24 protein-coding genes, 1 pseudogene and 1 riboswitch are annotated in these 26500 nt (G+C 43.1%); of the genes and pseudogenes, 15 read left to right on the forward strand and 10 right to left on the reverse strand.

The annotated features are described in order from the left end of the window. Positions 1–23: 23 nt before the first annotated feature. Positions 24–602 carry a molybdenum cofactor guanylyltransferase gene (locus tag VP98_RS15640; RefSeq protein ID WP_046176333.1) on the forward strand — a complete coding sequence of 193 codons (579 nt, stop codon included), beginning with the start codon at positions 24–26 and terminating at the stop codon, positions 600–602. A gap of 29 nt (positions 603–631) precedes the next feature. On the opposite strand, the gene nasC is transcribed toward VP98_RS15640, so the two are convergent. Together nasC and nirB are read right to left on the reverse strand one after the other, a co-directional pair. Next, positions 632–2713 carry an assimilatory nitrate reductase catalytic subunit NasC gene (gene nasC / locus VP98_RS15645; protein ID WP_046176334.1) on the reverse strand — a complete coding sequence of 694 codons (2082 nt, stop codon included), beginning with the start codon at positions 2711–2713 and terminating at the stop codon, positions 632–634. A 13-nt stretch (positions 2714–2726) separates the two neighbouring features. Then, the gene (gene nirB / locus VP98_RS15650; RefSeq protein WP_046176335.1) at positions 2727–4991 is read right to left on the reverse strand and encodes a nitrite reductase large subunit NirB; all 2265 of its coding nucleotides are present in this window, start codon (positions 4989–4991) and stop codon (positions 2727–2729) included. 345 nt (positions 4992–5336) lie between these two features. On the opposite strand from nirB, the gene VP98_RS15655 reads away from it, so the two are divergent. The 3 genes and pseudogenes from VP98_RS15655 (at position 5337) to VP98_RS18645 (ending at position 7872) form a co-directional block, all read left to right on the forward strand. Next, on the forward strand, positions 5337–6536 hold the full coding sequence (locus VP98_RS15655; RefSeq protein ID WP_046176336.1) for a nitrate/nitrite transporter: 1200 nt from the start codon (positions 5337–5339) through the stop codon (positions 6534–6536). A gap of 175 nt (positions 6537–6711) precedes the next feature. Further along, positions 6712–7572: pseudogene (locus tag VP98_RS15660) on the forward strand (aldo/keto reductase). An 87-nt stretch (positions 7573–7659) separates the two neighbouring features. Beyond that, positions 7660–7872 (forward strand): hypothetical protein, encoded by a 213-nt coding sequence (locus VP98_RS18645; RefSeq protein ID WP_082087956.1) that lies wholly within the window; start codon positions 7660–7662, stop codon positions 7870–7872. Between the two features lie 67 nt (positions 7873–7939). Here the strand turns inward: VP98_RS18645 and VP98_RS15665 are convergent, their stop codons facing one another. Continuing rightward, complete coding sequence (locus VP98_RS15665) at positions 7940–8611, reverse strand: hypothetical protein (RefSeq protein ID WP_046176337.1); 672 nt, start codon at positions 8609–8611, stop codon at positions 7940–7942. Between the two features lie 274 nt (positions 8612–8885). Here VP98_RS15665 and VP98_RS15670 point away from each other — a divergent pair, with 274 nt between their 5' ends. Next, on the forward strand, positions 8886–9296 hold the full coding sequence (locus VP98_RS15670) for a DUF4395 domain-containing protein (RefSeq protein WP_046176338.1): 411 nt from the start codon (positions 8886–8888) through the stop codon (positions 9294–9296). Positions 9297–9506: 210 nt separating this feature from the next. On the opposite strand, the gene VP98_RS15675 is transcribed toward VP98_RS15670, so the two are convergent. From VP98_RS15675 to VP98_RS15695, 5 genes are all read right to left on the reverse strand, one after another. Further along, positions 9507–9821, reverse strand: a complete 315-nt coding sequence (locus VP98_RS15675; protein WP_046176339.1) for a hypothetical protein — start codon at positions 9819–9821, stop codon at positions 9507–9509. A gap of 342 nt (positions 9822–10163) precedes the next feature. Beyond that, positions 10164–10409 carry a hypothetical protein gene (locus tag VP98_RS15680; protein ID WP_046176340.1) on the reverse strand — a complete coding sequence of 82 codons (246 nt, stop codon included), beginning with the start codon at positions 10407–10409 and terminating at the stop codon, positions 10164–10166. Between the two features lie 57 nt (positions 10410–10466). Further along, positions 10467–11525: a 23S rRNA (adenine(2503)-C(2))-methyltransferase RlmN gene (gene rlmN / locus VP98_RS15685; protein WP_046176341.1), complete on the reverse strand. Its 1059-nt coding sequence runs from the start codon at positions 11523–11525 to the stop codon at positions 10467–10469. 114 nt (positions 11526–11639) lie between these two features. Then, positions 11640–11870, reverse strand: a complete 231-nt coding sequence (locus tag VP98_RS15690; RefSeq protein ID WP_046176342.1) for a hypothetical protein — start codon at positions 11868–11870, stop codon at positions 11640–11642. 13 nt (positions 11871–11883) lie between these two features. After that, positions 11884–12492, reverse strand: coding sequence for a class I SAM-dependent methyltransferase (locus VP98_RS15695; RefSeq protein ID WP_046176367.1), 609 nt, complete (start codon positions 12490–12492; stop codon positions 11884–11886). A gap of 329 nt (positions 12493–12821) precedes the next feature. On the opposite strand from VP98_RS15695, the gene VP98_RS15700 reads away from it, so the two are divergent. The 7 genes from VP98_RS15700 to VP98_RS15730 all read left to right on the forward strand — a co-directional run bounded on the left by VP98_RS15700 (position 12822) and on the right by VP98_RS15730 (position 20150). Further along, the gene (locus VP98_RS15700; protein WP_046176343.1) at positions 12822–14258 is read left to right on the forward strand and encodes an NAD(P)-binding domain-containing protein; all 1437 of its coding nucleotides are present in this window, start codon (positions 12822–12824) and stop codon (positions 14256–14258) included. A 119-nt stretch (positions 14259–14377) separates the two neighbouring features. After that, entirely contained in the window at positions 14378–14935 is a 558-nt protein-coding gene (locus VP98_RS15705; protein ID WP_052712274.1) for a PadR family transcriptional regulator, read from the forward strand. A gap of 2 nt (positions 14936–14937) precedes the next feature. After that, a complete protein-coding gene (locus tag VP98_RS15710) occupies positions 14938–15411 on the forward strand; it encodes a DUF4188 domain-containing protein (RefSeq protein ID WP_046176344.1) in 474 nt (157 codons plus the stop codon). A gap of 249 nt (positions 15412–15660) precedes the next feature. Next, positions 15661–16356 carry a response regulator transcription factor gene (locus tag VP98_RS15715; RefSeq protein WP_046176369.1) on the forward strand — a complete coding sequence of 232 codons (696 nt, stop codon included), beginning with the start codon at positions 15661–15663 and terminating at the stop codon, positions 16354–16356. After that, positions 16349–17356 (forward strand): sensor histidine kinase, encoded by a 1008-nt coding sequence (locus tag VP98_RS15720; RefSeq protein WP_046176345.1) that lies wholly within the window; start codon positions 16349–16351, stop codon positions 17354–17356. The genes VP98_RS15715 and VP98_RS15720 overlap by 8 nt, the downstream gene beginning before the upstream one ends. A 99-nt stretch (positions 17357–17455) precedes the next feature. Further along, positions 17456–18217, forward strand: a complete 762-nt coding sequence (locus VP98_RS15725; protein WP_046176346.1) for an ABC transporter ATP-binding protein — start codon at positions 17456–17458, stop codon at positions 18215–18217. Beyond that, a complete protein-coding gene (locus VP98_RS15730) occupies positions 18207–20150 on the forward strand; it encodes an FtsX-like permease family protein (RefSeq protein ID WP_046176347.1) in 1944 nt (647 codons plus the stop codon). Before VP98_RS15725 ends, VP98_RS15730 begins: the two co-directional genes overlap by 11 nt. Positions 20151–20440: 290 nt before the next feature. Here VP98_RS15730 and VP98_RS15740 read toward each other — a convergent pair whose 3' ends face one another. Further along, complete coding sequence (locus VP98_RS15740) at positions 20441–21550, reverse strand: GGDEF domain-containing protein (RefSeq protein ID WP_046176349.1); 1110 nt, start codon at positions 21548–21550, stop codon at positions 20441–20443. Positions 21551–21843: 293 nt separating this feature from the next. On the opposite strand from VP98_RS15740, the gene VP98_RS15745 reads away from it, so the two are divergent. Continuing rightward, positions 21844–23070 carry an NAD(P)/FAD-dependent oxidoreductase gene (locus VP98_RS15745; protein ID WP_046176350.1) on the forward strand — a complete coding sequence of 409 codons (1227 nt, stop codon included), beginning with the start codon at positions 21844–21846 and terminating at the stop codon, positions 23068–23070. Positions 23071–23127: 57 nt separating this feature from the next. Here VP98_RS15745 and VP98_RS18360 read toward each other — a convergent pair whose 3' ends face one another. Next, positions 23128–24822: a GGDEF domain-containing protein gene (locus tag VP98_RS18360; protein ID WP_052712275.1), complete on the reverse strand. Its 1695-nt coding sequence runs from the start codon at positions 24820–24822 to the stop codon at positions 23128–23130. A 243-nt stretch (positions 24823–25065) separates the two neighbouring features. Continuing rightward, positions 25066–25148, reverse strand: a riboswitch (cyclic di-GMP riboswitch). A gap of 279 nt (positions 25149–25427) precedes the next feature. Here VP98_RS18360 and VP98_RS19485 point away from each other — a divergent pair. Together VP98_RS19485 and VP98_RS15765 are read left to right on the forward strand one after the other, a co-directional pair. Then, on the forward strand, positions 25428–25649 hold the full coding sequence (locus VP98_RS19485) for a hypothetical protein (RefSeq protein WP_046176352.1): 222 nt from the start codon (positions 25428–25430) through the stop codon (positions 25647–25649). Between the two features lie 49 nt (positions 25650–25698). After that, a complete protein-coding gene (locus tag VP98_RS15765) occupies positions 25699–26424 on the forward strand; it encodes a DUF421 domain-containing protein (RefSeq protein WP_046176371.1) in 726 nt (241 codons plus the stop codon). Positions 26425–26500 lie beyond the last annotated feature (76 nt).

Consider the following 26500-nt stretch of genomic DNA (forward strand, 5'->3'; position numbering starts at 1 on the left):
ATAATGAAAGTGGGAGTGATAAAATGAATACAGCCGGTATTGTACTTGCGGGGGGACAGTCTTCAAGATACGGACGCCCCAAGATGTTTGAAAGACACAATGGGAAACCTTTTTATCAATACAGTGTTGAGGCGCTTGCCGCCAATGGCCTTCAGCCTGTTATTGTTTCAACAAATCACCTTCTGGCAGGCCAATTTACAACAGAAGGCATTGAACTTGTGATTGAAAATGATCTATACAATGGCCCCCTTTTTGCCATTCATCATGTTATGAAACAATATGAAGAGCCGGAATGGTTTTTTGTGCTTTCTGCGGATATTCCGTTTGTTACAGGCACATTTGTTGATCAGCTGCTTCTGCACCGCCACTCTGATTATAACGCCATTGTACCGGTTCAAGGGGGAAAATTACAGCCGCTTCTCGCTCTTTACCACCGCCGTTGTCTTCCTGTCATGGACACTGTGTTAAATAAAAACAAGCGAAGCTTAATGTCTCTCTTACAAAATACAAATTTCAAAACTATTCCATTTAATAATAATGAACAATATTTTATTAATATAAACACAGAAATGGATTTTGTGGAACATAAAGGGATAAACTAAAAAACACAGCCCAAATCGGGCTGTGTTTTTTAAGAAATAAGAGGAGCAACTGCTACAGCACATACTTTAAATCCTGGCATCTTACAGGCGGGGTCCAGCTCCTCGCTCGTCAGTTTATTAATATTTTGGATTCCGTCCCAATGCATTGGCACAAAAACGGTGTCTTCACGGATCGAAGCAGTCAGCCTGCTCCGCACAATAATTTCACCTCGTTTTGATTGCACTTTGACAAGCGTGTCATCCTGTATATGAAGACTGCGGGCCGTTTTCGGATGAATCTCAATAAAGGATTCAAACTGGCGCGCTTCAAGCGTGGGGCTTTTATGTGTCTGCACTCCTGTTAAGTAATGCCCGAGCACCCGGCCGGTTGTTAAGTGAAGCGGATATGCCGCTTCTGCTCGTTCTTTCGGAAAATGATTCGGCACGGGAATCAGCTCGGCTTTGCCATCAGGCCGCGGAAACGAGGTCTCAAATAACCGCTTTTCACCCGGGTGGTCCAGTGCCGGACAGGGCCAGTAAATTCCTTCTTCCTCGCGGAGCCGGCCGTACGTAATGCCGTAATAATCGGCAATACCTCCACGGCTGGCAGCCCGAAGTTCTTCAAAAATATCTTCCGCATTTGCATAAGGAAAATGGGACCCTTTTCCAAGAGCAGCTGCCAGACCGGACAGCACTTCCCAGTCCTGCTTCGCCAGGCCGGGCGGCAGGCATGCCGCTTCCCGCAGCAAAACCCTTCCTTCTAAATTCGTTAATGTACCCGTATTTTCTAGATAAGCAGCTGTCGGCAAAATAATATCTGCCAGCCGGGCTGTTTCCGAAAAGTGCATATCTGCAGCAACAAAAAAGTCAAGCTTTCGAATTCCTTCTTCCACAAAATTGGCGTTCGGATTAGAAACAATCGGATTCGAACCCATTAAAAAGAGAGCCCGAATTTCCTGCCTGTGGACTTTTTCCATCATTTCATAAGCAGAAACACCTTTACCGGGAAGTTCCTCCGGCTGGAGACCCCACACTTTTGCTATATAAGCACGATCTTCATCGTTTTCAATCGAGCGGTAGCCGGGCAGCTGATCCGCTTTTTGGCCATGCTCGCGGCCTCCCTGGCCGTTTGCCTGGCCTGTCACCGCTCCGTAGCCGCTTCCCGGCTTGCCAATTTTCCCGGTTGCAAGCAAAATATTAATAAAATTCCGGACGGCCATAGAACCATCGGTTTGCTGCTCCACACCGCGGGCTGTTAAAATCATTCCGGAGGCGGCTTCTCCAAACCGGCGGCCTGCTTCCTCAATATCTTCTTTCGGAACCCCTGTAATAGACGAAATTTCGTCCAGGCTGATAGAATCTATATGGGATTTTACATGATCAAAACCGGTCGTACGCTTTTCTATAAATAGTTCATCGGCATAACCGCCATCCAGAATAACCTTCAACAGGCCATTGGCAAGAGCCGCATCCATTCCCGGTTTTACTTTTAAATGAAGGTCGGCTATTTGGGCAGTCGCTGTATAACGGGGATCAATAACAATGATGAAAGCACCATTTTCTTTTGCATCGTTAAAATAAGGCATTAATGTTGGCTGGCACTCGGCAATATTGGTCCCCGCCAGAATCAGGCACTCCGACTGCCTCACTTCTGAAAGAGGATTGGTCAGTCCCCTGTCCACACCAAACGCTTTATTGCCTGCTGCAGCGGCAGCCGACATACAAAAACGGCCATTATAATCAATATATCTTGTTTTTAATGCTACACGGGCAAACTTTCCAAGCGCATATGATGTTTCATTTGTCAGTGAGCCTCCGCCGTAAACGCCAATGGCGTCATAGCCAAATTCATTTTGCAGCTCATGAAATTTCTCAGTAATCCGCGCATAGGCTTCTTCCCATGATACAGGAACAAATTTCCCATCCTTTTTCATTAACGGTTCCGTAATCCTCTCTCCGCTCAATGCATGCTGATACGCGTTCATTCCCTTAATACAAAGACGGCCCTCTGAAGCAGCGTTTTGTTTTGGTTCCACTTCATACGTTTTTGTGCCGGATTCTACTTTTTCAATAATCGTCATTTTGCATTGAACACTGCAAAAGGGACATTGCGTTTCCATAACTGTATCCATCTTTTCACCTGCTTTAAAAGGCTGCGGCTGCCTGTTTATTTTTCACTTCTTCTGCTGATCCTTTTCGCTTTAACATTTCTTCCCGAATAAATGTGATACCAAGACGATCACGCCATTTTTCGGTTGATTCGCCGTAAAAAGCGGTTTCATGGTAGTAGGAAAGCAGCACTTCCGTCATGCGGATTGTTTCTTCTTCCTGCATACCGGAATACAGCCGCTCGCCTTCCGCATATAACTCCCAGCCTCCCGGAGCACCGAGCAATCCAACATTTGCCTGAAGTGCCTTTGCTTCATCACGAAGGCCGGATGAAACAGCAATCACCAGCCGTGCCGGAAAAATATATGATTTTAGTTTTTCTTCTAGTCTCTTTCCAAGACCAAGTGAATCCTGAAAAGCATCTTTTACATACTGAATGCCTGCACAGGTGCCAACCGCGCGCAATTCCTCTCCATAGAGAGGTGCCGATACGGAAAGTTCCTCTCTCACAGCACGGATGTCTTTTCCTTTTATTCCATATAGTTCTATCCGGGGGCCTTCTGCCAGCTTTACAAGTGGAACATTGTATTTTTCTACTGTATCTGCAATGCTTCGGAGCTGCTTTGCGCCGGTAATCCCTCCACAAATCCGGGGAGCGGCCATATATGTGCCGTCCGGCTGCGGCTTTTCTTTAATATCTGGCAGGCTGCGGCTGTACCTTCCTCTGTAATACTGAATAGCAGGACGGCATATTTCACAGCCCGTTTCGGTCTTCCAATGAAGACGCCTCATCAGCTGTTCTTCTGATTCGTTTGCATAAAGCTGAACCGTTTCAATTATGTCGGCATGATCCGCTTCTGTGCAGGCGCAAACAGCCTCTTTTGCACTGACTTCCGCTCCATTCCGCTTTACAAAGTCAAGAATGTCTGCCACAACCGGGCGGCAGCCTCCACAGGAGCTGGATGCTTTTGTACATGATTTAATGTCGTCAACACTATTTAATTCCTGCTCACACACAGCACGGGTGATGGTTCCTTTCGAGACACTGTTACAAGTACATACAATATCATGATCGGCCATTGAGGCAATACGCTCATCCTTGTTTCCAGGAGTGCTGTTCATTTCTTTTTCTAAAGCTGTGTAATCCGTTTTCTTTTGAATCATGCCCAGCAGTCTGGCACTTTCAGAAATATCGCCAAACAGGACGGCGCCAGCTATTTTTTTATTCCGGACAACAATCTTTTTATATGTGTTTTTAATCCCATCAAGCCATTGCAAAGATTGGGTTTCATCGCTGTCCATAAATTCTCCAGATGAAAAAACATCCACACCCGACACTTTTAACCGGGTTGATAAAACAGACCCCTGGTAGCCTGGATGCTCCTGTCCGCAAATATGGGCGGCAAGTGCTTTTCCCTGCTCATAAAGCGGCGCGACAAGCCCGTAAACAAAGCCCCGGTGCTCAGCGCATTCACCGACTGCATATACATTCGGAATGCTGGTCCGCATGAAGTCATCTACTACGATGGCCCGATTCACTTCAATATCCGTATTGGCTGCTATTTCTATATTTGGCCGGACACCGACAGCCATAACAATTAAGTCTGCTTCACGCCAGCTGCCATCTGAAAAACGAAGGCCTTTTACCCGTCTGTGGCCGGTAATTTCCGCCGAATGCTTTTTCAGCAGGAAATTCATTCCCTGTGCTTCCAGTTCTTTTTGAAGCATGCCGGCAGCCATGGGATCAAGCTGGCGGTCCATAATGTAATCACCAATATGAACGACATCAACCTGCATTCCCAGGTTTAAAAGACTGCGTGCTGCTTCAAGGCCAAGCAGCCCCCCTCCAATGACAATTGCTTTTTTATATTTTTTAGAGGCTTCGACCATTTTCCCACAATCATAAATGTCCCGAAATGCGGTCACGCCTTCTTTTTTCGCTCCAGGAAGCGGCAGCATAAACGGAAGAGAACCTGTGGCAATGACCAGTTCATCATATGGCACAATACGATCCTTTGAAGAAACTACATATTTCTGTTCTGTATCGATTTGGATTACCGGGTCCCCGGTGTACAGGGTAATTTGATTCGCTTCGTACCATGACCAGTCATTCAGGGTAATGCTTTCAATGGATGTATCGCCTTGAAGAACTTTAGACAATAAAATTCGATTGTAATTCGGATGCGGCTCTTTTCCGAATATCGTAATCTCGAATTTATCCGCATAAATGGCCAGGATTTCCTCGACTGCACGTACACCCGCCATTCCATTCCCAATTACGACCAATTTCCTTTTATTCATGCGTAAAACCCTCCCTCTTTTTTTAGTCCGTCTTGAAGGCCGGGTTCCGGTGAGCCTGATTCCCTGTAAATAAATTTTGCAGAAGCCTGGCTGGTTTTCTGCAGGCATCTCCACTTATGGCTGCCGTCGGCATAAAAGCAAAAGTCGTCATTTACAACACTCCTTTTATTTCATGTTAACTTATATAACACAATATAAGAGGTTTTTTTGAAAGTCAATCAGATTTTTCCGACTTTTTGAAATAATTCGTAAGGTTTTCTAACAAGTATATGGAAAGTATCTTTTATCCCTCCTACACTTACATTGAACAGCACCATTACTTAACCATGTGAAGGAGAGGAACAAATGAAATTATCAAGCCTGAAAGAGCGCGGCCATGCGCCGTCATTATTTGCGTCATTTTTATATTTTGATATTAGCTTTATGATCTGGGTTATGCTTGGAGCACTCGGTGTTTATATTACGGAAGACTTTGGCCTTTCTCCTTCTCAAAAGGGCATGATCGTTGCAATACCTACTTTAGCCGGTTCTTTCTTCCGTATTGTTCTTGGCATTTTAACGGACCGGATCGGCCCGCGCCAAACAGCCATTGGCGGTATGCTTGTCACAATGATTCCACTGCTCTGGGGATTTTTCTTTGGACAAACAATTAATGAGCTTTACTTCATCGGTATTTTGCTCGGCGTAGCCGGAGCAAGCTTTGCTGTCGCGCTGCCTATGGCAAGCCGCTGGTATCCGCCGGAGCTGCAGGGTGTCGCCATGGGGATCGCCGGAGCCGGAAACAGCGGAACCGTACTTGCAACCCTTTTTGGTCCTCGTCTTGCGGAAGTCATCGGCTGGCATGGTGTCATGGGAGTAGCAGCTATTCCGCTTGCACTTGTGTTTATTACGTATATTTTAATAGCCAAAAATCCGCCGAATCAGCCTGCGCCGCAGCCAATTATCAATTACTTTAAAGTATTCAATCAAAAGGATACCTGGTATTTCTGCCTGCTTTACAGCGTTACCTTCGGAGGATTTGTGGGGCTGACAAGCTTCTTAAGCATTTTCTTTGTAGACCAGTATGGCCTGTCTAAAGTCCGGGCAGGCGACTTCCTGACTCTGTGCGTGATTGCAGGAAGCCTGTTCCGTCCGGTAGGCGGCATGATCGCCGACAAAATTGGCGGTGCAAAGCTGCTGAACGTCTTGTTTGTCGCTGTTGCCCTTACTATGTTCGGGGTAAGTACCCTTCCCTCCCTGCCCGTTGTGATTGCCCTGCTGTTTTTAGGCATGATGGCTCTTGGAATGGGCAACGGTGCGGTTTTCCAGCTCGTCCCTCAGCGCTTCCAAAAAGAAATTGGAATGGTAACAGGAATTGTTGGCGCAGCCGGCGGTGTTGGCGGTTTTCTTTTACCAAACATTTTGGGAACGCTAAAGCAGGTAACCGGCACATACGCTTCCGGCTTTATGGTTTATGCAGCAATTGGAATTGCGGCATTAATTTTATTGGTTATTGCGCAGATTTCATGGCGCAAAGCATATGCGCTAAAAGAAGAGTCTGCATAAGAAGAGTGACAGCCGCTTAGCCATGGATATTTCCGGCTCTAGCTTACTGCAGCACTTTAAAAAGCGGCCGGTCCGATATTGAAATCGGACTGGCCGCTTTTTGCTTTGTCAAAAGCTGGCATGGGAAAAGAGTCATATAATAAGGAAAGGACTTGATTTTTAAAGAAAACAATTCATTCGAGCCGCTCTTGAAAATCGAAAAGTTTCCCTGCCAGACGGCACCCCTGGCTATCGGACAGGGAACATGGTATATAGGTGAAGACTCTTCTCAAAAAGCAGCCGGGGTTCGCGCGATTCAGCTTGGAATCGTGCTCGGGATGTCACTGGTTAATACGGCGGAAATGTACGGCGAAGGAAATTCAAAGCGCATTGTTGGCGAAGCAATCCAGGGCAGGCGTGATAATATCGTCCTGGTTTCAAAAGTGTATCCGCACAATGCAGGCTTAGACCAGATCTCCTCCTCTTGCGAACAAAGCTTACAGCGCTTTGGCACAGATCACCTGGATTTATACCTTTTACACTGGCGGGGGCGTGTACCGCTGAACGAAACAATTGAAGGCATGGAAAAACTGAAGAAAGAAGGAAAAATCAGAAGATGGGGTGTTTCAAATTTTGATACAACTGATATGAAGGAACTGTTCAACACACCCGGCGGCGAGAAATGCGCCGTAAATCAAGTACTCTACCACCTTGGATCGAGAGGCATTGAATACAATTTAATCCCCTGGCTGGAAAGAAAAAAATCCCTGTCATGGCTTACAGTCCGCTTGCACAGATCGGCTCTCTTCGTAAAAAATTGCTAGTTAATCCTGCGGTCAAAGATACCGCTGATTCACATGGGGTAGCCACTCTTCAAATGGCACTTGCATGGACAATCCGTTCAAATCATGTGAGTTCTATGCCAAAATCAGCGCAGGAAAAGCATATTTTAATGAATGCACAGGCAGCTTCCATTACGCTGATCGAGGAAGAAGCGGCTAAACTGGACTCTATTTCTCCATCATCTGTACGTAAAATGCCGCTTGATATTCTTTAAGTTTATTTAATTAATTGGATGTTTGTCCGTTGCAGAAAAACTGGCGGATGCATTTACTAACTGTATAGAAGCGTGGAGGTGATAAATATGCATCGTCATCATGTGCGCCCGATTGTGTGCCCGCCGAGATGTGTTGTTAAAAACACGTATACTACAAGAGAAATCCCTGTTATTCATCCGGTTATTACTATTAACCGTCAGCACATCGTCAACGTGCCGCGCCACATGTATCAGCCAATCACTCGAAATGAAGTGGTGGACCCTGGCTATCCGCGTCACTGCTGCGGCCCCTGGCAATAACAAACAACCCGGCTGTTTCATGACAGTCCGGGTTGTTTTTATGTTTCACGTGAAACATCCGTGAATTTTACAATGGCTTCAAATCAATACGGTCTCTGTTTCCAAGCTTCTCCACCATTTCATTCCACTCTTTTGGCTTATTCGAGAGAACCGAATAGTAATCAACAATAAAATCACGCACAAAGCTCGCTTTAAGAGAATCGATGTTTTCTTTAAAAGGCTGGAAGCAAAGATCAAGGTTCGTTACTGCTTCTCCTTCATTTGTCCAGGCAGGGTGTACATACGAAAAATCAAGCCTCATATAGCCAAGATGAGAAAGCACTTCCCTCCTTACAATCGGGTCCATTACCTTGATACCCGCAAAAGAGTGATTTGTCATACGGTACGGGTCATAAATTTCGGCAAACATGCCGATTAAGTCAAGATTATGCTCCTGTGAAAGCTTCATTAAATCCTCATGGCGTTTCTTCGCTAAAAATGGGCCAACACCCAATCCCTCTTTTAAAATAATCGTAAAATCGGTCATAGCTATGTTTAATTTTTTACTGTATCGGTACTCAGTAATGCCAGCGACTTCCTCATTCTCAACCGCTAAAAACACTCGTATAGATGGATCTTTTAACGGCTCAGCCCATAAATCATACTCAAGCACTTCTTCTGGCGGGAATACCGCCTGCATGGTTTTATGCAGGCGGTCAAACATAGAGTCTTCGATACTGTTAACTCGTATGTATTCCATATTCCTTCCTCCTTTTTCATGACCGAAAACCGGCTTATCCCTTAAAGCTTGCGAAGGCCGGAGCATATAGAAAAAATTGTATTTTTACATCGTTTGCTAAAATCCTTCTTCATTTACTATCGCACGGATATTTCATTTATTCATGGATGTATAGGCTTTCACTTTATCATATTTTTATTCGGTTTTCCCCTGAAAAAGTCTAAAGCTATAAAATATATTTCTTTATTCCGATTAAATTAATCAGTACAATAAGGGTAAAGGAAGGTGAACACGTATGGGTATTCCAAAACCCCTTGTCCAAATAAATCAGCTATTCATCGTTTTCTTTGTTGCAGCAGGATTACTTGTCCATCCGGCGATTTTATTTCTTCCATTCTTTATTGGCGTATATACATTGCTAACAAAAAGAAATCCAATCATTTTATTCAGCCGCCGCTTTTTAAAAAAGCCGGCCAGTCAATATATACAAGAAGATAAAGACCAGCAGATTTTTAATCAGCGGATCGCAACAGTCTGCCTTGGCTTTTCTCTTTTTGCTTTTTATATTGGCTGGACAGCACTTGGTTATACATTCGGCATTCTGGTAATCACTGCCGCTGCTGTCGCACTTATGGGCTTTTGCATCGGCTGCTTTATCCGCTACCAGTATATAATGTGGCGCCACCGCCGGCGGACACGCGCTTAATAAAAAAGCGGCCCTTCTTATTGTAAGCAGTTTAATTAGTGTAGAGAAAGCTTAAAACGATAAGCTGATGAATTTACAAGTTAAATCACAGAGTAAATAGGGTACAAAAAAGCTCAGAGTACATTGCTCTGAGCTTGTCTGTTTTAGGGGGTAACCCCCATTAAAGTCCCATCACTTTAAATACTGTCTCACAAACTGAAATTCATATATCTATTTTGCTGTTTTGTAACGATATACGCTCATTGTGATTATATTTAAAATGATGGTAACGATAAGAAGAATTGCTGAGGTAAAAGCCACGGCATACATCGTGTCCATAAGAGCAATCCAATCCTCGGCCGTTACTTTATGATAGGTATAAAAAATCTGAAAGCACAGTGAAATACAGCAAGCACTGATGCTTATAACGGATAGAACGACCCAATTATTATTTTCCTGCTTTTTATTTCGCGTTAGATTAACAAGAGGAAGTATCCAGGCAATTAGTCCAAGCAGGAGACTTCCAAGATTAAGTAAACCAAACATATACCTAGCCTCCTTTTGCATTTTTTAGTAACCCTGCCCGTTAGAGGAACAAGCCTATTTTTCTTTTCTAATATTTTAACATAAGGGACCTTTTCCTTTTGTTAATTTTTAACTTACCCAATAACAACCACAACTGAAAATGCCGAGTCTGCAATAACCGTTGTCCTCCTATTAATGGATATATTATTTTACTTGCTAATTCGGCAACGAAAACAGGAATAACCTTATACATAAATAAAAAAACGAGTATGAAACCTTTATGATTCCATACTCATTGCCCAATGTTAATCCTATTGTTTTCCTCGTTATCTAAAATCCGTATTTCTATTGAGTTCAGCTTTTTCATATAAAATACATCGATCGTTTTTTCATATAGAAAGCAGCCGCCAGTACGGCAACGGGGACGAGCAGGGTCAGTTTAAACAGCGGCCCGCTGTCTCCTAAAGCAATAAGCAGTGTTGGCGGCACAAATGCCAGGCCGCTCCCCAGCATGGCTTTCCATGATTTTTTCCATAGTCCGGCAGCAAGCAGAATAACAGCCACAGCCAACAATCCCCATAAAAGAAGCCCAACTAGAAGAAAGTCCATCTTCAGCCCTCCTGTTTATGATTCTGCTTTCGCTCTTTATATACCCGTTTGCTCCTTTTATTGCTTTGCTTTTTGAATTTGTTTACTGCGCAACTGACCGCAGGCAGCATCAATGTCTGTTCCATGTTCCTGGCGAACCACACAGTTAATGCCTTTTTTCTTCAGCGTATCATAAAATGCCATAATCGCTTCCGGTGTGCTGCGCTGGTATTGCCCATGCTCATCGACCGGGTTATAGGGAATTAAATTCACATACTGCTTTTTATGGCCGATTAGCTCTGCCAGCTCCAGCGCATGCTCTACCTGGTCATTTACGTCTTTTAATAAAATATATTCAAATGTAATGCGGCGGTTCGTGTTTTCCAAATAATAATCCACCGCATCCATCAGCTTCTCAAGCGGGATCGCTTTATTGATCTTCATAATTTGCGTACGAAGCTCATTGGTCGGTGCATGAAGAGAGATCGCCAGGTTAACGGGAATTTTTGTATCAGTAAAGGCGTAAATTTTATCCGCCAGCCCGCTTGTTGACACGGTAATATGGCGTGCGGCAATCTCGAGTCCTTTTTGATCAATAACGACTTTTAAAAAGTCCATCAGGTTTTCGAAATTATCGAATGGTTCACCGATTCCCATGACAACAATGTGGCTGACTTTTTCCCTTTTTCCTGCTTCATCAAGCGCACGCTGAACGTTCATAATTTGTTCCACGATCTCACCGCTTGAAAGGTCACGCGTTTTCTTTAACAGACCGCTGGCGCAGAAGCTGCAGCCGATATTGCAGCCAACTTGTGTGGTAACGCAGACAGACAAACCAAATTTATGGCGCATCATTACGGTTTCAATCAAGTTGCCGTCTGTCAGCTTAAATAAAAATTTAATCGTTCCGTCGGCTGATTCCTGCTTTACATGCTCCTGCAGCGTATGCATAACAAAATGCTCTTTTAAAAGCTGGACACATTCGGGCTTTACATCTGTCATCGCATCAAAGTTTGTTACCCGCTCCCGGTACAAACTGTTCCATATCCGCTGCGCCCAAAACTTTGTATATCCATGCGGCAAAAGCCAAGCTTCCAGCTGCTCAAACGTCAATCCGTAAATGGATTCTTTGTTCATTCTATAAATAGCCTCTTTTCGTTGCTTAAATTCAAAATGTCCTACTTTCAAAAATAACGCAAATAAGCCGCCTGCACAAGTACTAAGCAGTGAAGGCGGCTTACAATTTTTATGTTAATTTCTTACAATAATTTCGAGCCTGTTGTTTCGGACTTCTTTCTCTTCCTCAGAGGCAAGGTCGTATTTCTTTAATAAATGAAACAATTCATTCAACAGATCCTGGGTCCGTTCCTCTGTTAAATAATTTTCCAGCCGGCCATATAACTCTCCTGGAAGAGAAGGCTGCTGGCTTTCCAGTTTTTTTCGTACATCTTCAAAAGAATGGTCCAACTTGCATTCACTCATTCAAAACACTCCTTCACTCATGATTTTGAAAAAGAACAAATCGTTCATTTTCATTTTTTTTGTATAAGTTGTCCAGCTTGATTTCATCCACCCAATTAAATATTGTTTCATTCTGTAAAAAAAAGATATATTCATCGGATGGGTAATACAAAATAATGGTTACCCGGCGCGGAGACTGTTCCATTGAAATTAAAATCTGCTGCACGACTTTCCTGAAAATCTGCACTGAAAAAGGATTGAAAAAATAAAAAACAGTGTCTTCTGCTTTCACCTCATACTCTTCCGCCTTTAAGCATTGAAACTCAACTATCCCCCGCCGGCGCTTTCTTCTTTTCATATACCCTATTTTGTTTTGAAGACACTCCTCATAAAAAGCGGGATTCATTTCAATTCCTGTGACGAAGGATTGAAAACGGTCATGCACGTAAAAAGCAACCCGTCCTTTTCCGCAGCCAACGTCAATAAACCTGTCATTTGCACTTAATTCACAGCGTGAAAACAGCTGGTCAAGCCCTTCATATGGCGTCGGCTCGTAGCGATGATAGTGAGCCAGCTGAGGAAACCCCCGCTGATCGCCTGCTGTTCGAATAAAAAGCCGCTCGTCATATACTCTGTCATTTATCATTATGCTCTTCCTCATTTTATTCTGTTTTTCTTTATTTTATCATTCCTCATCAAAAGCAAGCGGTTTGTTTTATTTGACCTTTACGAGTTTCCGCTTTAATCTTGGAGTTTTTCTATATAGATAAAGAGGCAATAACCTTGCTTATAGTGATGATCACTAACGAAAAAAAGTAAATTCAGTTAAAATGCTCAAGAAATTATTTCTTTTAAATGATAATGTATAATAAACTAACTTTTTAATGTTATAAAATGTAACACATTATCAATTTCTCTTTCTGGTTAATAACAATTTGTACTGCACATATCTGTTGAAGGGAATGAATTATCTTGAGCTTGGATACGCTGACAGAACGAATCAAAACCGACCTTTCTTATCTTGCTTTTGGAGGTCCTGACTGGTCAAAGCCCCTTACTCATCCTGACGGCCATGTGTATGATGTTATTATTGTGGGCGGCGGACAAAGCGGGCTGGGAGCGGCCTTTGGCTTATTGAGGGAACGGGTTTCAAATATTCTGGTTATTGATGAAAACAGTGAAGGCTTTGAAGGGCCATGGGTAACATACGCTCGAATGATGACACTGCGGACACCGAAGCACTTAACCTCTATTGACCTTGGTATTCCTTCTTTAACCTTCCGCTCCTGGTGGGAAGCACAGCACGGCGCTGAAGGCTGGGAAACAATCGACAAGATACCGAGAAGCGAATGGATGAATTATTTGCGCTGGTATCGAAAAGTGCTCAATTTGCCAGTGGTAAACGAAGTAAAATTAAAATTAATTGAGCCTCTTGGCGGCCTGTACCGCCTGCATATCGAAGGGGCCGGGGCTTCCTCTCCTCTATTGCTGGCACGCAAGGTTATTCTTGCGACCGGAATTCAAGGAGGAGGCGAATGGCATGTACCGCCAATGATTTCAGAGAATCTTCCAAAACAGCTTTATGCCCACACATCGGAAGCGATCGACTTTGATGCGCTGAAGGGCAAAAAAGCTGCTGTACTCGGCGGCGGTGCTTCTGCGTTTGATAATGCGAATTTCGCTTTGTCAGAAGGTGCTGCAGAAGCGCATGTGTTTATCCGGCGAAAAGAAATGCCGCGTGTCAACCCAATTCGCCAGATGGAAGTCTCAGGCATGATTGAACGCTTTCCTTGTTTGCCGGATGCGGATAAGTATACGGCGATCCGGCACTTTTTTAAGCATAACCAGCCGCCGACCAATGATACCTTTTCACGCGCCTCCTCGTGGCCCGGCTTTCATCTTCACCTGGCAGCCCCGTGGCTTGATGTAAAAGCGTCAGAAGAAGGAGCCGTTGTCACAACACCAAACGGGACATTTACATTTGATTTTCTAATTATCAGTACAGGACTTTTAACCGACCCTGCGCTGCGTCCGGAGCTAAAACTGGTGGAGCAGCATATCGCCCGCTGGAGCGACCGCTACAAAGCTTCCGCCGAAGAAGCAGTGCCAATGCTGGATGCACACCCTTATCTTACCCCGGGCTTTGCTTATACAAGCAGAAGTGCTGAAGGAGAAGAAAAAGTGCGCGGTTTATTTGCTTTTAATTATTCAGCCCTCCTTAATAGCGGAATTTCTGCTTCAGCTCTTTCCGGCATGCGCTGCGGCGTGCCAAAGCTTGTCTCAGAAGTGGCCGACCAGCTCTTTTTAGACAATCGCGAAGAAAATGTAAAACAATTTTTGGCTTATAATGAACCCGAGTTTACCGGCGTTTGGCCCAAAGCGGAGGTGCCGGCACAAGCGCAATCATAACCATTTCATTTCAAACACGCGAATTCTCGTGTGTTTTTTTTATAAAAAATTTACTTTTCAGACAATTACCTTTATTATATCTTTTAGATATATATCATAAGGATACAGGAGGTGATTTATTGGCAAAAGAAGCTCAAACGCCTTTCATTTTGCTTGGCTTAATGACAACCGGATGCAGCACAGGCTATTCAATGAAGCAGCTGATTGACACGGGGTTGAGCCATTTCTGGAAAATCAGCTACGGACAGATTTATCCTGCACTGAAAAAGCTTACCGATGAAGGACTGGCAGAGGTTCAACAAGAAACGCAGGAAGATAAGCCCGATAAAAAAGTATACAACATGACTCCTAAAGGAAAAAAAGCTCTTGAGCAATGGCTGGCCTCCCCTATTGAAGGCGGGCTTCCAGTTCAGAAAAATGAGTGGCTGCTTAAGCTTTTTTTCAGCCGCCATGAGTCCACGGAAACGGCCATTGTAAAAATTAAGCAGTACAAAGAGCAATTACAGCAGCGCTTCTCTCTCTACAAACAGATCGAAAAAATGATAACGGAATGTGCAGTCCGGTCAGAAGATGAACGATTCTGGCTGTTTACTCTCCGCCACGGCTTAAAGCTGACATCCGCTGCTCTTGACTGGTGCGATGAAGTAATCGATGAACTTCAAAAGGAGGGGGAATAAAAATGGGCAGAAAGCTAGAAGAAGGCCGCTTTATGGCTGTGCACGGCCGAGAAACAGCAGTGTTTATGATCGGCATGCGAATCAATAAAGTATGGGCAGTTCATAAATGGCTCCCCGTTTTTATGGCCATGGGCCCTATGCTTAAAGAGCTTTACACGAATAAAGAACTTGGCTTTTTATCTGCAGAGGGAATGTATGGCTGGCGTATGATTACACTTGTTCAATACTGGGACTCCAAAGAGAATTTGTATGCCTACGCAAAGGGCGAAAAGCATATGAAGGCCTGGAAAGACTTTTATCAAAAAGCGGCTTCTTCCCAGGCCGTCGGCATTTACCATGAAACATATATTGTTACACCTGGCAGTTATGAGACCTTTTACAACTGTATGCCTGCTTTCGGGCTCTCTAAAGCCATTGGGCTTCAGCCCGTCGGAAAAAAGATGGAAACAGCCAGGGAGCGGTTAAACTCTTTGTAAAGCTAATGGAGTATTCTATCATCTGAACAGCAATAGGATCATTTTATTCAAAATGATCTCTTTTTTTATTAACTGATATAGAAAATGATGTAAAATATAGAAGAAGCTTTTATATCGCCGTTTATGATCGCGGCAGAGCTAAAAGAGCAGAGGCGCCGCAGAGTGTTTGATATGTGTAATCCCTTTTTAGGCCGCGCCCTCTGCTGTTTTCGATACACTAAAAAGGAACCGGACAGTGTGGTGAATAAAATGTTTAAACTGCTTTTGATTGAAGATGACACAACCCTTTTTGAAGAAATTAAAGACCGTCTTATACAATGGTCTTACGATGTATACGGCATCAGTGATTTCGGCCAGGTGATGAGTGAATTTACAGCTGTCCAGCCTGATCTTGTGATCATTGACATCCAGCTGCCGAAATTTGACGGGTTTCATTGGTGCCGGATGATCCGCTCGCATTCAAACGTCCCGATCTTATTTCTGTCGTCACGTGACCATCCAACGGACATGGTAATGTCTATGCAGCTGGGGGCCGATGATTTTATTCAAAAGCCATTTCACTTTGATGTACTGATCGCCAAGGTACAAGCGGTGCTTCGGCGCGTTTACAATTACAGCACTGCCCCCTCCTCTCTCAAAGTCTGGTGCGGAGCGACCATCGATTATGATAAAAACACACTCCAAAACAGCGGCGGCCTGGTTGAACTGACAAAAAATGAAATGTTTATTTTAAAGCAGCTTGTTGAACAAAAAAATAAAATCGTCAGCCGGGACGATTTAATTAAGAGCCTGTGGGAGGATGAGCGATTTGTCAGCGATAACACCCTGACCGTCAATGTAAACCGGCTTCGAAAAAAATTGGATGAAATTGAGCTTGGCCGTTTTATCGAAACAAAAGTTGGTCAGGGATATATCGCCATCGAAGAGGAATACAGGCATGATTAAAATATACATAAAAGAACGGGGCAGCTGGATCGGCTTTTTTTTCATTCAGCAGCTGTTGATTTTCCTTATCGCATTCGTGGATAGTACGGTCCCTTTTTCTTCAATTTTATATATAAATCTGTTGTCCTTCCTTTCGTTTCTTTTTTTCTTTGCGTTTCGCTTTTATAAAGAAACCGCTTTTTACCGGCAGCTGCGGGACCGGGACCCCTCCCTTGATGTAAGCACACTGGGCGAGGCCGAAAGCCCATTTGAGCACATTGCCAAAACAGGTTTTACGGAACAAATTGAGTACTATAAACAAAAAGCTTCCCAGAACCGGACAGAATTAGAGCAGGAAAAAGATGACCTGCTTGCCTGGGTTCATGAAGTAAAAACACCTTTGACCGCCATGCATTTAATGATTGACCGCCTGGAGGATGACAGGGCAAAAGCACAGCTGACCTATGAATGGCTTCGCATTCATTTGCTTTTAGACCGCCAGCTGCACCAAAAGCGGATGCCTTTTATTGAAAATGACCTGTACATAGAACAAGTGAAGATTGAGCCGCTGCTGTTCACCGAAATCCGCGCTCTTCAATCCTGGTGCCTGCAAAAAGGCATTGGCTTTGATGTGGAACTTGACACCGGCTCTGTACTCAGTGACGTAAAATGGCTGGCTTTTATTTTTCGCCAGCTGCTTGCCAACGCTGTGAAATACAGTTATTCAGGAGATATTATGATCCGCAGCAGCCAAAGGGGAAGCCGGACAGCTGTGACCATTACCAACTTCGGCCGCGGTATTTCTCCGCAGGATCTCCCGCGTATTTTTGACAAGGGGTTTACGGCAACCGGCGGGAACCATCAGTCAAATTCTTCAACCGGTATGGGGCTTTATTTGGCTAAAAAAGCTGCCGATTCCCTGCTTATCAGCATCGATGCTTTCTCTACTCCTGAATCAGGGACAACGTTTACCCTCACCTTTCCTGAATCGAATGCATTTACCCGCATGACAGGCATGTGACAAAAGTGTCACATGCCTTTGTTTTTTGTTCGCTCAATCAAAGGACTTTTTTTCTCCGCGTTTTTACAATAAAAGTATCGATAAAAGGAGTGAATAAATATGAGTATGCTTGAGGCGACAAAGCTTCGTAAAAGCTATGGAAACAAATTTAACCGGCAGGAAGTGCTGAAAGGCATTGATATTCGCGTAGAAAAAGGGGAGTTTATCAGCATCATGGGAGCGTCCGGCTCAGGAAAAACCACACTTTTAAATGTGCTTTCTTCCATTGACCAGGCAAGCCAGGGCACAATCTGGATCGATGGGCACGAAATGACAGCAATGAAAGAAAAAAAGCTGGCTGAGTTCCGCAAGCAGCATCTCGGCTTTATTTTTCAGGATTATAACCTGCTTGATACACTGACAGTGAAAGAAAATATACTCCTGCCTCTTACTATTGCCAAAACTGGTAAAAAAGAAGCAACAGAGCGGTTTAATGTTATCGCTGATGAACTTGGCATTTACGAAATCCGCGACAAATATCCAAATGAAATCTCCGGCGGACAAAAGCAGCGGACTTCTGCGGCACGGGCGTTTATCCATGAACCGAGTATGATTTTTGCAGATGAGCCGACCGGTGCACTCGATTCCAAATCGGCCTCTGACCTCCTCAATAAATTAACTGCTTTAAACCAGAAGCGGTCCGCCACGATTATGATGGTCACCCACGATCCGACGGCTGCCAGCTTCGGAAGCCGGGTTGTTTTCATTAAAGACGGGCAGATGTATACTCAGCTTAATAAAGGAGATCAGTCAAGACAGATCTTTTTTCAAGATATTATGAAAACCCAGGCCCTTTTAAGCGGGGTGCAGCATGAGCATTAATCAGCTGATCGTCCGGAATTTAAAAAAGAATTTAAAAAACTATTATTTGTATGTATTTGCTCTTGTTTTCAGTGCGGCTCTTTATTTTGCCTTTGTCACTCTTCAGTACGATCCATCAATGGACGAAGTGGAAGGCAGCATTAAAGGAGCTGCCGGAATCCGGGCCGCTTCTGTGCTGCTAATTGGGATTGTAACGATTTTTCTTTTGTATGCGAATGTGATTTTTATTAAGCGCCGAAGCAAAGAAATCGGGCTGCTTCAGCTGATTGGGATGACCAGGCGGCAGATCTTTAAAATTTTAAGCCTGGAAAATCTAATTTTGTATTTTGGCTCGCTTGTGATCGGGCTGCTTCTCGGATTTGCGGCTTCCAAGCTGGTTATTATGATTCTATTTAAAATTACCGGAGTGGATGCGATCGCTTCCCTGTCTTTTTCACCGCAGGCACTTCTGCAGACACTGATTGTTTTTGGTTTAATTTATGTATTTATCCTGCTGATGAACGGATTGTTTATTAAGCGCCAGAACATCCTGGCCTTATTTCGTGTGATGAGCACGATGGAAGAGCGCGGCAAACGCATTTCCGTGATTGAAATCATCATCGGCCTGCTCGGTATCGGCTTGATTGTGACCGGCTACTTTGTTTCATCAAAGCTGTTCGATGGCGATTTCACCTCCATGACAGCACTGTTTGGAGCTATGATTTTTATCCTGGCCTCCGTTATTATCGGGACATATCTTTTTTATAAAGGATCGGTCCGCTTCTTGTTTCATCTTATAAGAAAGCAGAAAAACGGCTACTTAACGGTAAATGACGTTTTGTCTCTGTCTTCCATTATGTTCCGGATGCGTTCAAATGCGTTAATGCTGACTGTTATTACAACAGTGTCCGCGCTCGCGATTGGTCTTCTGTCACTCAGCTATATTTCCTACTATTCAGCTGAAAGATTAGCCCAGCAAATCGTCCCTGATGATTTTTCACTTTTGAATGAAAAAAATGCCATAGCTCTAAAGCAGGAATTTGACCAGCAAAACATTGCATACAGTGAAAAGCGGATTGAAGTAGTGATGGCAAACGTAAATGTCTCGAAGATTATGGAAAATGATCTTGAGGGAGACACCTTTTTTTCTGATAACATGCTGATGCCGGTTATTAGCGACCAGGATACAGAAGGAATAAATGTATCGCCTGAGGATACTATTTTTTCAGGGTATAACGATGCAGTAAGTAAAATGATGCCGTTTGGAGATTCCGGTCCGGTTGAACTGCTTGGAAAAAAAGATAAAATTAAACAAAATTACATCGGTCTTGAACGGGACTACCTGCTTCCTCTTCAATTCACAAGCGGCGGCCTTCCCGTAGCGATAGTGGATGAAACGGTTTTTAACCGGTTAAAGCAGGATGCCGATCCAGCACTTCAAAACGAGTTTTCTGAGTATATTGGAATCCAGCTGGCAGACAAAACAGAGCTGGATAAAGCAAACGCTCTTTTTCAAGAGCAGGGATTCGATGACACTCTTCAGTTTTCACAGCTGGAGGCAGTGAATGGACAAAAGCAGCAGATGGGGCTCATTATGTTTATTGTCGGCTTTTTAGGCCTTACTTTTCTAGTGACATCCGGCTGTATTTTATACTTTAAGCAAATGGATGAAAGCGAGCAGGAACGGGGCAGCTATACGATTTTGCGCAAGCTCGGCTACACCCGCGGCGATCTTTTGCGCGGCATTCAAATCAAGCAGCTTTTCAGCTTTGGCATCCCGCTTGCAGTCGGCCTTTCACACAGCTATTTCGCCGTTAAATCCGGCTGGTTTTTCTTCGGCAGCGAGCTGTGGGCGCCCATGCTGATCGTAATGCTGCTCTATACCGCCCTTTACTCTATCTTCGGTGTTTTATCGGTGCTGTACTGTAAAAAAGTCATTAAGGATGCCCTCTAACAAAACCGAAGAGAAGCACCGCCTGGCCATACAGCAGCACTGCTGTTTGACCAGGCTTTTTTGTTTTTCTGACTATGATCCGCTCCCCCTGCTCAGCTGAACGATTAATGATAAATGGATCGGGTAAATGAAAAAAGCATGACTTATTTTTAAGGAGGAACCGGCCACGGAAAAAGTTGACACGAGCCAGAGCAGCCAGCAGGCCGCCGTCAAACGAAAAAATGAAACAAAAAACCGGGCTCATTTAAATCGAGAGTCCGGTTTTTCATTTCATGCGACTTTTCTTCCTTTTAATGTTGTGCCAGTAACGAGTCACAGGCCACCTGATTTTTCCCGCTTCGTTTTGCTTTATATAACAGAGCATCCGCCTGCTGGAAGAAATCGAGCCTGGTAAGACTTTGATCAAAATCTTTTAACCCGATACTCACTGTAACGTTTAACCCGTTCATTTCTTCATGCTGTATACCGGCAATATGCTCCCGGATGGCTTCAATGACATCGTAAGCATCCGTTACCTTTTTATTTGTAAGCAAGAGAGCAAACTCCTCTCCCCCATAACGGGCAACTATATCGTTTTCCGATGCTTTTTCCACAATCGCATGTGCCAGTCTTTTCAACACAAGATCGCCTATATTGTGTCCATACGTATCGTTGATGTTTTTAAAGTTATCGATGTCCAATATAGCCAGCTGGAGCGGCATACCGTACTGCCTGCTTTGCTCTACAAGGTAATCCATGTATTCGTGAAAAGTTTTATGGTTGTAGAGACCTGTTAATGCATCTACCTTGGAGAGCCTCTCCATCATTGTACTTTTTACAAGCAGTTCTTTTTCTTTTTCAGAGGCTTTCTGAAGAATTTGCAGTACTTCACTTCCCCTTTGAATAACAGCTGAATAAATAAAGTACCCGGCAACGAGGATAAGCATATAGGAGAAATACTCATATTCTGTAACCGCTCTTCTTACAGCTGGAATTAAATAGATTCCCGTTAGCGCCACAAAATTAACATAAAAGCTGAAAAGCAATTTCTTTTTATCAAAATAAATTAATGCGACCGCCATCGGCAGAAGCAGGACAGTCTGCAGCCCGGTAACGTTCGGATGCCTGATAATAATCACAAGAGCCACTAATGTACCGGTAACAGTCAATACTCGGGAACTGTATATTTTCTTTGCTTTTACAATAAGCAAGCAACCGAGCATAACTATTAATTGAATACCTGTAGGCAAAAGAACTTTTTCTAGGGCGAACTCTTTGGCCTCTTCCGGAAAATAATACAACTTTACCGCCAGACCTGTACATTGGCCGATCAGCGAAACCAGCACCATTAGCCAATAAAAATGAATTATTTTTTCAGACCATTGCTTATAGTTCATTCTGGATATATTGTGAGACTCCATTAAAACCCCTCCCGATTGCTCTTTCAGAAAAGGACTATATACCTTCATTATACATGAAAACAGATCAAAAAACCTATTTGATAGTGAAAATTAAAATTATTATTTAAGACTATTTACATGGTTAAATTCCATACTGTACCTGTTACTCTTTTGTATTTGTGTATATACTTCTGCATACATCATGGCAGTTAGATTGAAAGAGCTGCTTTCTAAATCGCAAAACCGCTGAATGAAGAGCAGAAGATTGGAAACGATACTTCTATACGCTCGTTTTAGTACGCAGGAGGAATGAAATGAACCTACAATCTGGAACGTATTACTGGCCGGCTACATTCCCCGATGCCCCTTCTTATCCGTCCTTAAAAGAGGATCGTGATTTGGATGTACTAATTGTTGGAGGCGGAAGCTCCGCTGCCCAGTGTGCTTATTATCTTGCCGCTTCTCATTTAAAAACGGCTGTCGTAGAAAAAGGAAAAATCGGCCACGGCAGTACAAGCACAAATACGGCACTTATTCAGTATTCAGGGGAGAAAATGTTTACCAATCTGATTAACACATTTGGGAAAGGTTACATTGGGCGGCATCTGCAATTATTAAAAGAAGCAATTAATGAAATTGAGGCGGCTTCCAGGACAGCTGAAATCGACTGTGAATTTACGCGAAGAGACACCCTTTACTTTGCCAGCTGCAAAGAAGACGTTAACCGGCTGAAAAAAGAATACGAATTATTAAAGCAGCATAACTTCCAGCTGGATTTTTTAAAAGAACAGGAAATCAAAGCGAGGTATCCATTCAGCAAGGACGCGGCTATCTACTCCTACAACGATGGGGAACTAAATCCTTTCAAGTTCACCCATTCTCTGTTTGACTACTCGGCACAAAAAGGAGTTTCTATTTATGAAAACACCGAAGTGAATGGCTATCATTATGACCGGCAGCAAAATCGGGCAATTGTTTCCACGAAAACGGGACATTCCATTAAAGCGCGCCATGTGATTTTTGCGGCAGGCTATGAAGGACTAGAAGTGAAAAAAGAGAAAAAAGCTTCTTTTGTAAGTACGTACACAGTCACGACAAATCCGGTACAGGATTTATCCACCTGGTATAACCGGACGCTTATCTGGGAAACAGCCCGCCCTTATTTGTTTATGCGCACAACCGCTGATAACCGCATTATTATTGGCGGCCTTGATGACAATACAACCTATCCCGAGGACCGGGACAGCAAGCTTATCCATAAAAAAGATAAGCTTATTGCAGAATTCAAAAAAATGTTTCCTCATATCCAGGCAGAGCCTGCCTATTATTCGGCTGCCTTTTATGGAGGGACTGTAGATGGGCTGCCGATCATCGGCGTGTATGACCAATATCCAAATACCTATTTCCTCTTTGCTTTCGGTGATAATGGAACAGTATACAGCCAGATGCTGGCTAAAATTATTACCCGGGAAATTATTGAAGGAGGCCATCCTGATTTGCCCTTATATTTACAAAATCGGCCTCTTCTCTCAAAAAGCTAGTATAAAAAAGACGGGAGGCGCTTAACTTTCTCCCTTCTTTTCTTGCTTCTATTTTTATCATTCCCGTTCCGCTATTTGTGGCTTGTATACTTCAATTTGATTCCGGCCCTTTCGCTTGGCTTCATACAACGCTTTATCAGCTTTTGACAGCAGGCCTTCCGACTGATCAGCCGGAGCGGCTGTCACAGTTGCCACGCCGATACTTAACGTTAAATATTCTTTAATAGGTGAACCCCGGTGACGAATACGCGCTTTTTGGATAGCTTCCTGAATCAAATAAGCCGTTTCAATGGCTTTTTCTTTTTTCCGTCCCGGCAGCAGCACCGCGAATTCTTCCCCACCGTACCGGGCTGCCAGCTCTTGCGGGCCTCCGGAAATATTCTTTAAAATTTCTCCAACCTTTTGAAGGCAGGCATCACCGGCCTGGTGCCCGTATAAATCATTGAATGCCTTAAAAAAGTCAATATCAATCATTAAAAGAGAAATCGGCTCCTGAAGATTCTTTGATTGATTCCATTCCTTTTCTAGTGCTTCATCGAAACTGCGCCGGTTGGCAATCTTCGTAAGCCCGTCAATCATTGAAAGCCTTTTCAGTATTTGGTTGGCTTCTTGAAGTTTTTTTTCTGCCGCCTTTTTTTCTGTCACATCCCGGAATATCCATAAATATCCGTCGAATTTCCCACCCTCCAGTAAAGGAACAGCATCGCTTTCCACTATTCGGCCGTCTTTTAAAAAAAGTTCTCCGGACTGCCTCGGAATAGAGCTGCAGTTTTGGCATGAATAAAATGGAAAGTATTCCATTATATTTTGAGATTCCCCTTTTAATGGCCCTCCTGCCTTCTCTTCAATGCTGTATCCATGAAAAATGTTTTCATAAGCTTCATTGTATAAGGTTCTTTTGCCTTCTTCATCTTCAACCATCACTCCATAAGGAAGAGAAGAGATAAGCGTTTTGAGCTTCATAGTCGTCTGCCTCAGTTCTTCCTCCATCCTTTTTCTTAATGTTATATCCCTGCTGACGGAAATAATTTGGACTTCTTCATCAGGACCTTTAATGGGTGTGCACTTCATTTCCAGGTAAATCCACTCACCATTGTCATGCATGCAGCGGTATTCTATTTCTGCTGGACTCCAGTTGGATACCATTTCGTGAAAAAAGTGAAACACTCTTTCCCAGTCTTCAGGATGAATATGCTTGATAGGATAGCTGCCAATATATTCGTCTAAATTCCTTCCTAAAACGGCCGCATGGGAGGGAGAAGCATACAGAACCAGTCCGTCTTCCGCTAACACAGCTACCATATCAGTCATGTGTTCGGAAATCAGGCGGTAATTGCGTTCATTTTTTTTATAAGCATCAATGCCGGGCTTTCGCGGGGACAGATGGGTGATGGTCCCTGAAAATGACACTATTTTCTGCTCACTGTCTCGATCTGCCCTCAAAAATAAATGGGCTTCTTCTATCTTTTTTTGCTTCGCTGCCACTTTTATTTCCTTATGAATACCATCTTTTTGCCCGGATATTAAAATAGCAAATTGCTGTTGCACGGCTGCCCGGTCATCTGCACTGACAATATCAAAAAAAGATTTCCCCAGCGATTCAGTAACTGTATAGCCGGTTAGTTTTGTCCATTCTGAGTTAAGAGAAATAAACTCCCTCTCCAAATCAAGCTGAAAGATAACCGCATTATTAACATCTAAAAACTCCTGGTACTTCTTTGTATAGTTTTCCGATGATTGTTTGTTTTTCATTCTAATCACTCCAATTTGATTATAACTACCCTGCAATTGAAAGCAGATGTAGTGGACCGGCTTTTCAAAATAGGAGTTCCTATTAACCTGCCTTTCAATTAATAAATCGCTTACAAAATTTATTTTAAACCGTTTTTTTATAATACCCTGAAAACTGCCTGGCACGCTGCCAGATTCAAAACAAATCTTCGTTTAAATACGTAAAAAAGGCTATTCCCTTAAAGGAAATAACCCCATTTTCCCGCTGGCGGCCCAGCCGCCGTAGGTTTCCCGTTAGGCCTGAAGCTTTGCGTCCCCACTTTTCAGCGAGTTTGCCTTTTACAAAAAATATAATGAAATAGCGAAAGTCAGCTTTTCTCTTAATTATACTATTAATGAATAAACAGAATAAACTACGAATCCACATTTCTCAACTACTTTTAATTAAAACAATTCTCTTGTTATTTAGCAAAATCACTACTTTTTTGAGGCGAAAGAAACACGTATTGATTTTATATATCTTGTCTAAAATAATCATGCGGGCAATTTAGAAGCTGCAAACATTAACTGGGGGAGTAATTCATGGAGCTTATACAAATATCGGGTAAGCTGATAACAGGATTTTTTTGCTTTTTTTTCTGATTAAGATTCTAGGCAGGAAATTAATTAACCAATTTACTCTGTTTCCTTTTATTTGCGCCATTGTTTTAAGTGAGTTACTGGGGAATGCCATCTATAACAGGAAAATGCCAATCACATATATTTTTTACTGTACTTATTTGGGGCGGTTTGCTCTTATTAATGGAATTGCTTACTCAGAAATCATTGTTATTAAGAAAGCTGTTTGAAGGAAAACTCTCCATGATTATTCGGATTAAACAGAGAAAGCGGTGTGAAATGACTGACTTCCTGCATGATTCATTTTTAGTCCTGGGCAGAATTATTACCATTCTTCCCCTCTTATTGTTTATGACACTGTTTATGGGAAAACGCTCTATTGGAGAACTTCCTGTATTCGATTATTTAATTATTATTACTTTAGGGGCGGTAGCGGGTGCCGATATTGCCGATCCCGCTATTAAACACTATCCAACCGCAATAGCAATTATTGGCATTGCCCTTTTTCAGCGAATTATTGCTAACTGGAAGATTCGCAATCGAAAAGCGGGAAAACTTCTTACATTTGAGCCGACTGTAGTGATTCAAGACGGAAAATTCCTGAACCATAACTTAAAAAAAATTCGTTATTCCATCGACAATGTCTTCCAAATGCTTCGCCAAAAAAATATATTTGACGTAAGCGAAGTGGAAACCGCTATTATTGAAGCAAACGGCATGTTAAGCGTATTAAAAAAGCCTGAAAAAACTCCTGTCACTTTAGAAGATTTGAAAATATCCAGAAAAACAGCTGCCATTGCTTTTCCGGTTATTATAGAAGGAACTGTTTATTTAGATGTTTTAAAAGAATTTGGATTAAGCCAAAACTGGCTGAAGGAGCAAACATCCCTACAGGGAGTAAATGATTTAAATAAGGTGTTTTTCGCCTCTATCAACCGTAATCTTGAATTGCATATTTCTTTAAAAGAAGAGCCAGGTTTGACCGTGCCGCCTGTAAAGCATTGAGAATTTATATATCGTTTAAAAACAGCTGTTAAAAACGTTCAACTTGTGAAAATAAAAATGAAAGTGAAAAAAGTAT

The organism is Domibacillus indicus (assembly GCF_000970685.1).
In the GTDB taxonomy this organism is placed as follows: Bacteria; Bacillota; Bacilli; order Bacillales; family Domibacillaceae; genus Domibacillus; species Domibacillus indicus.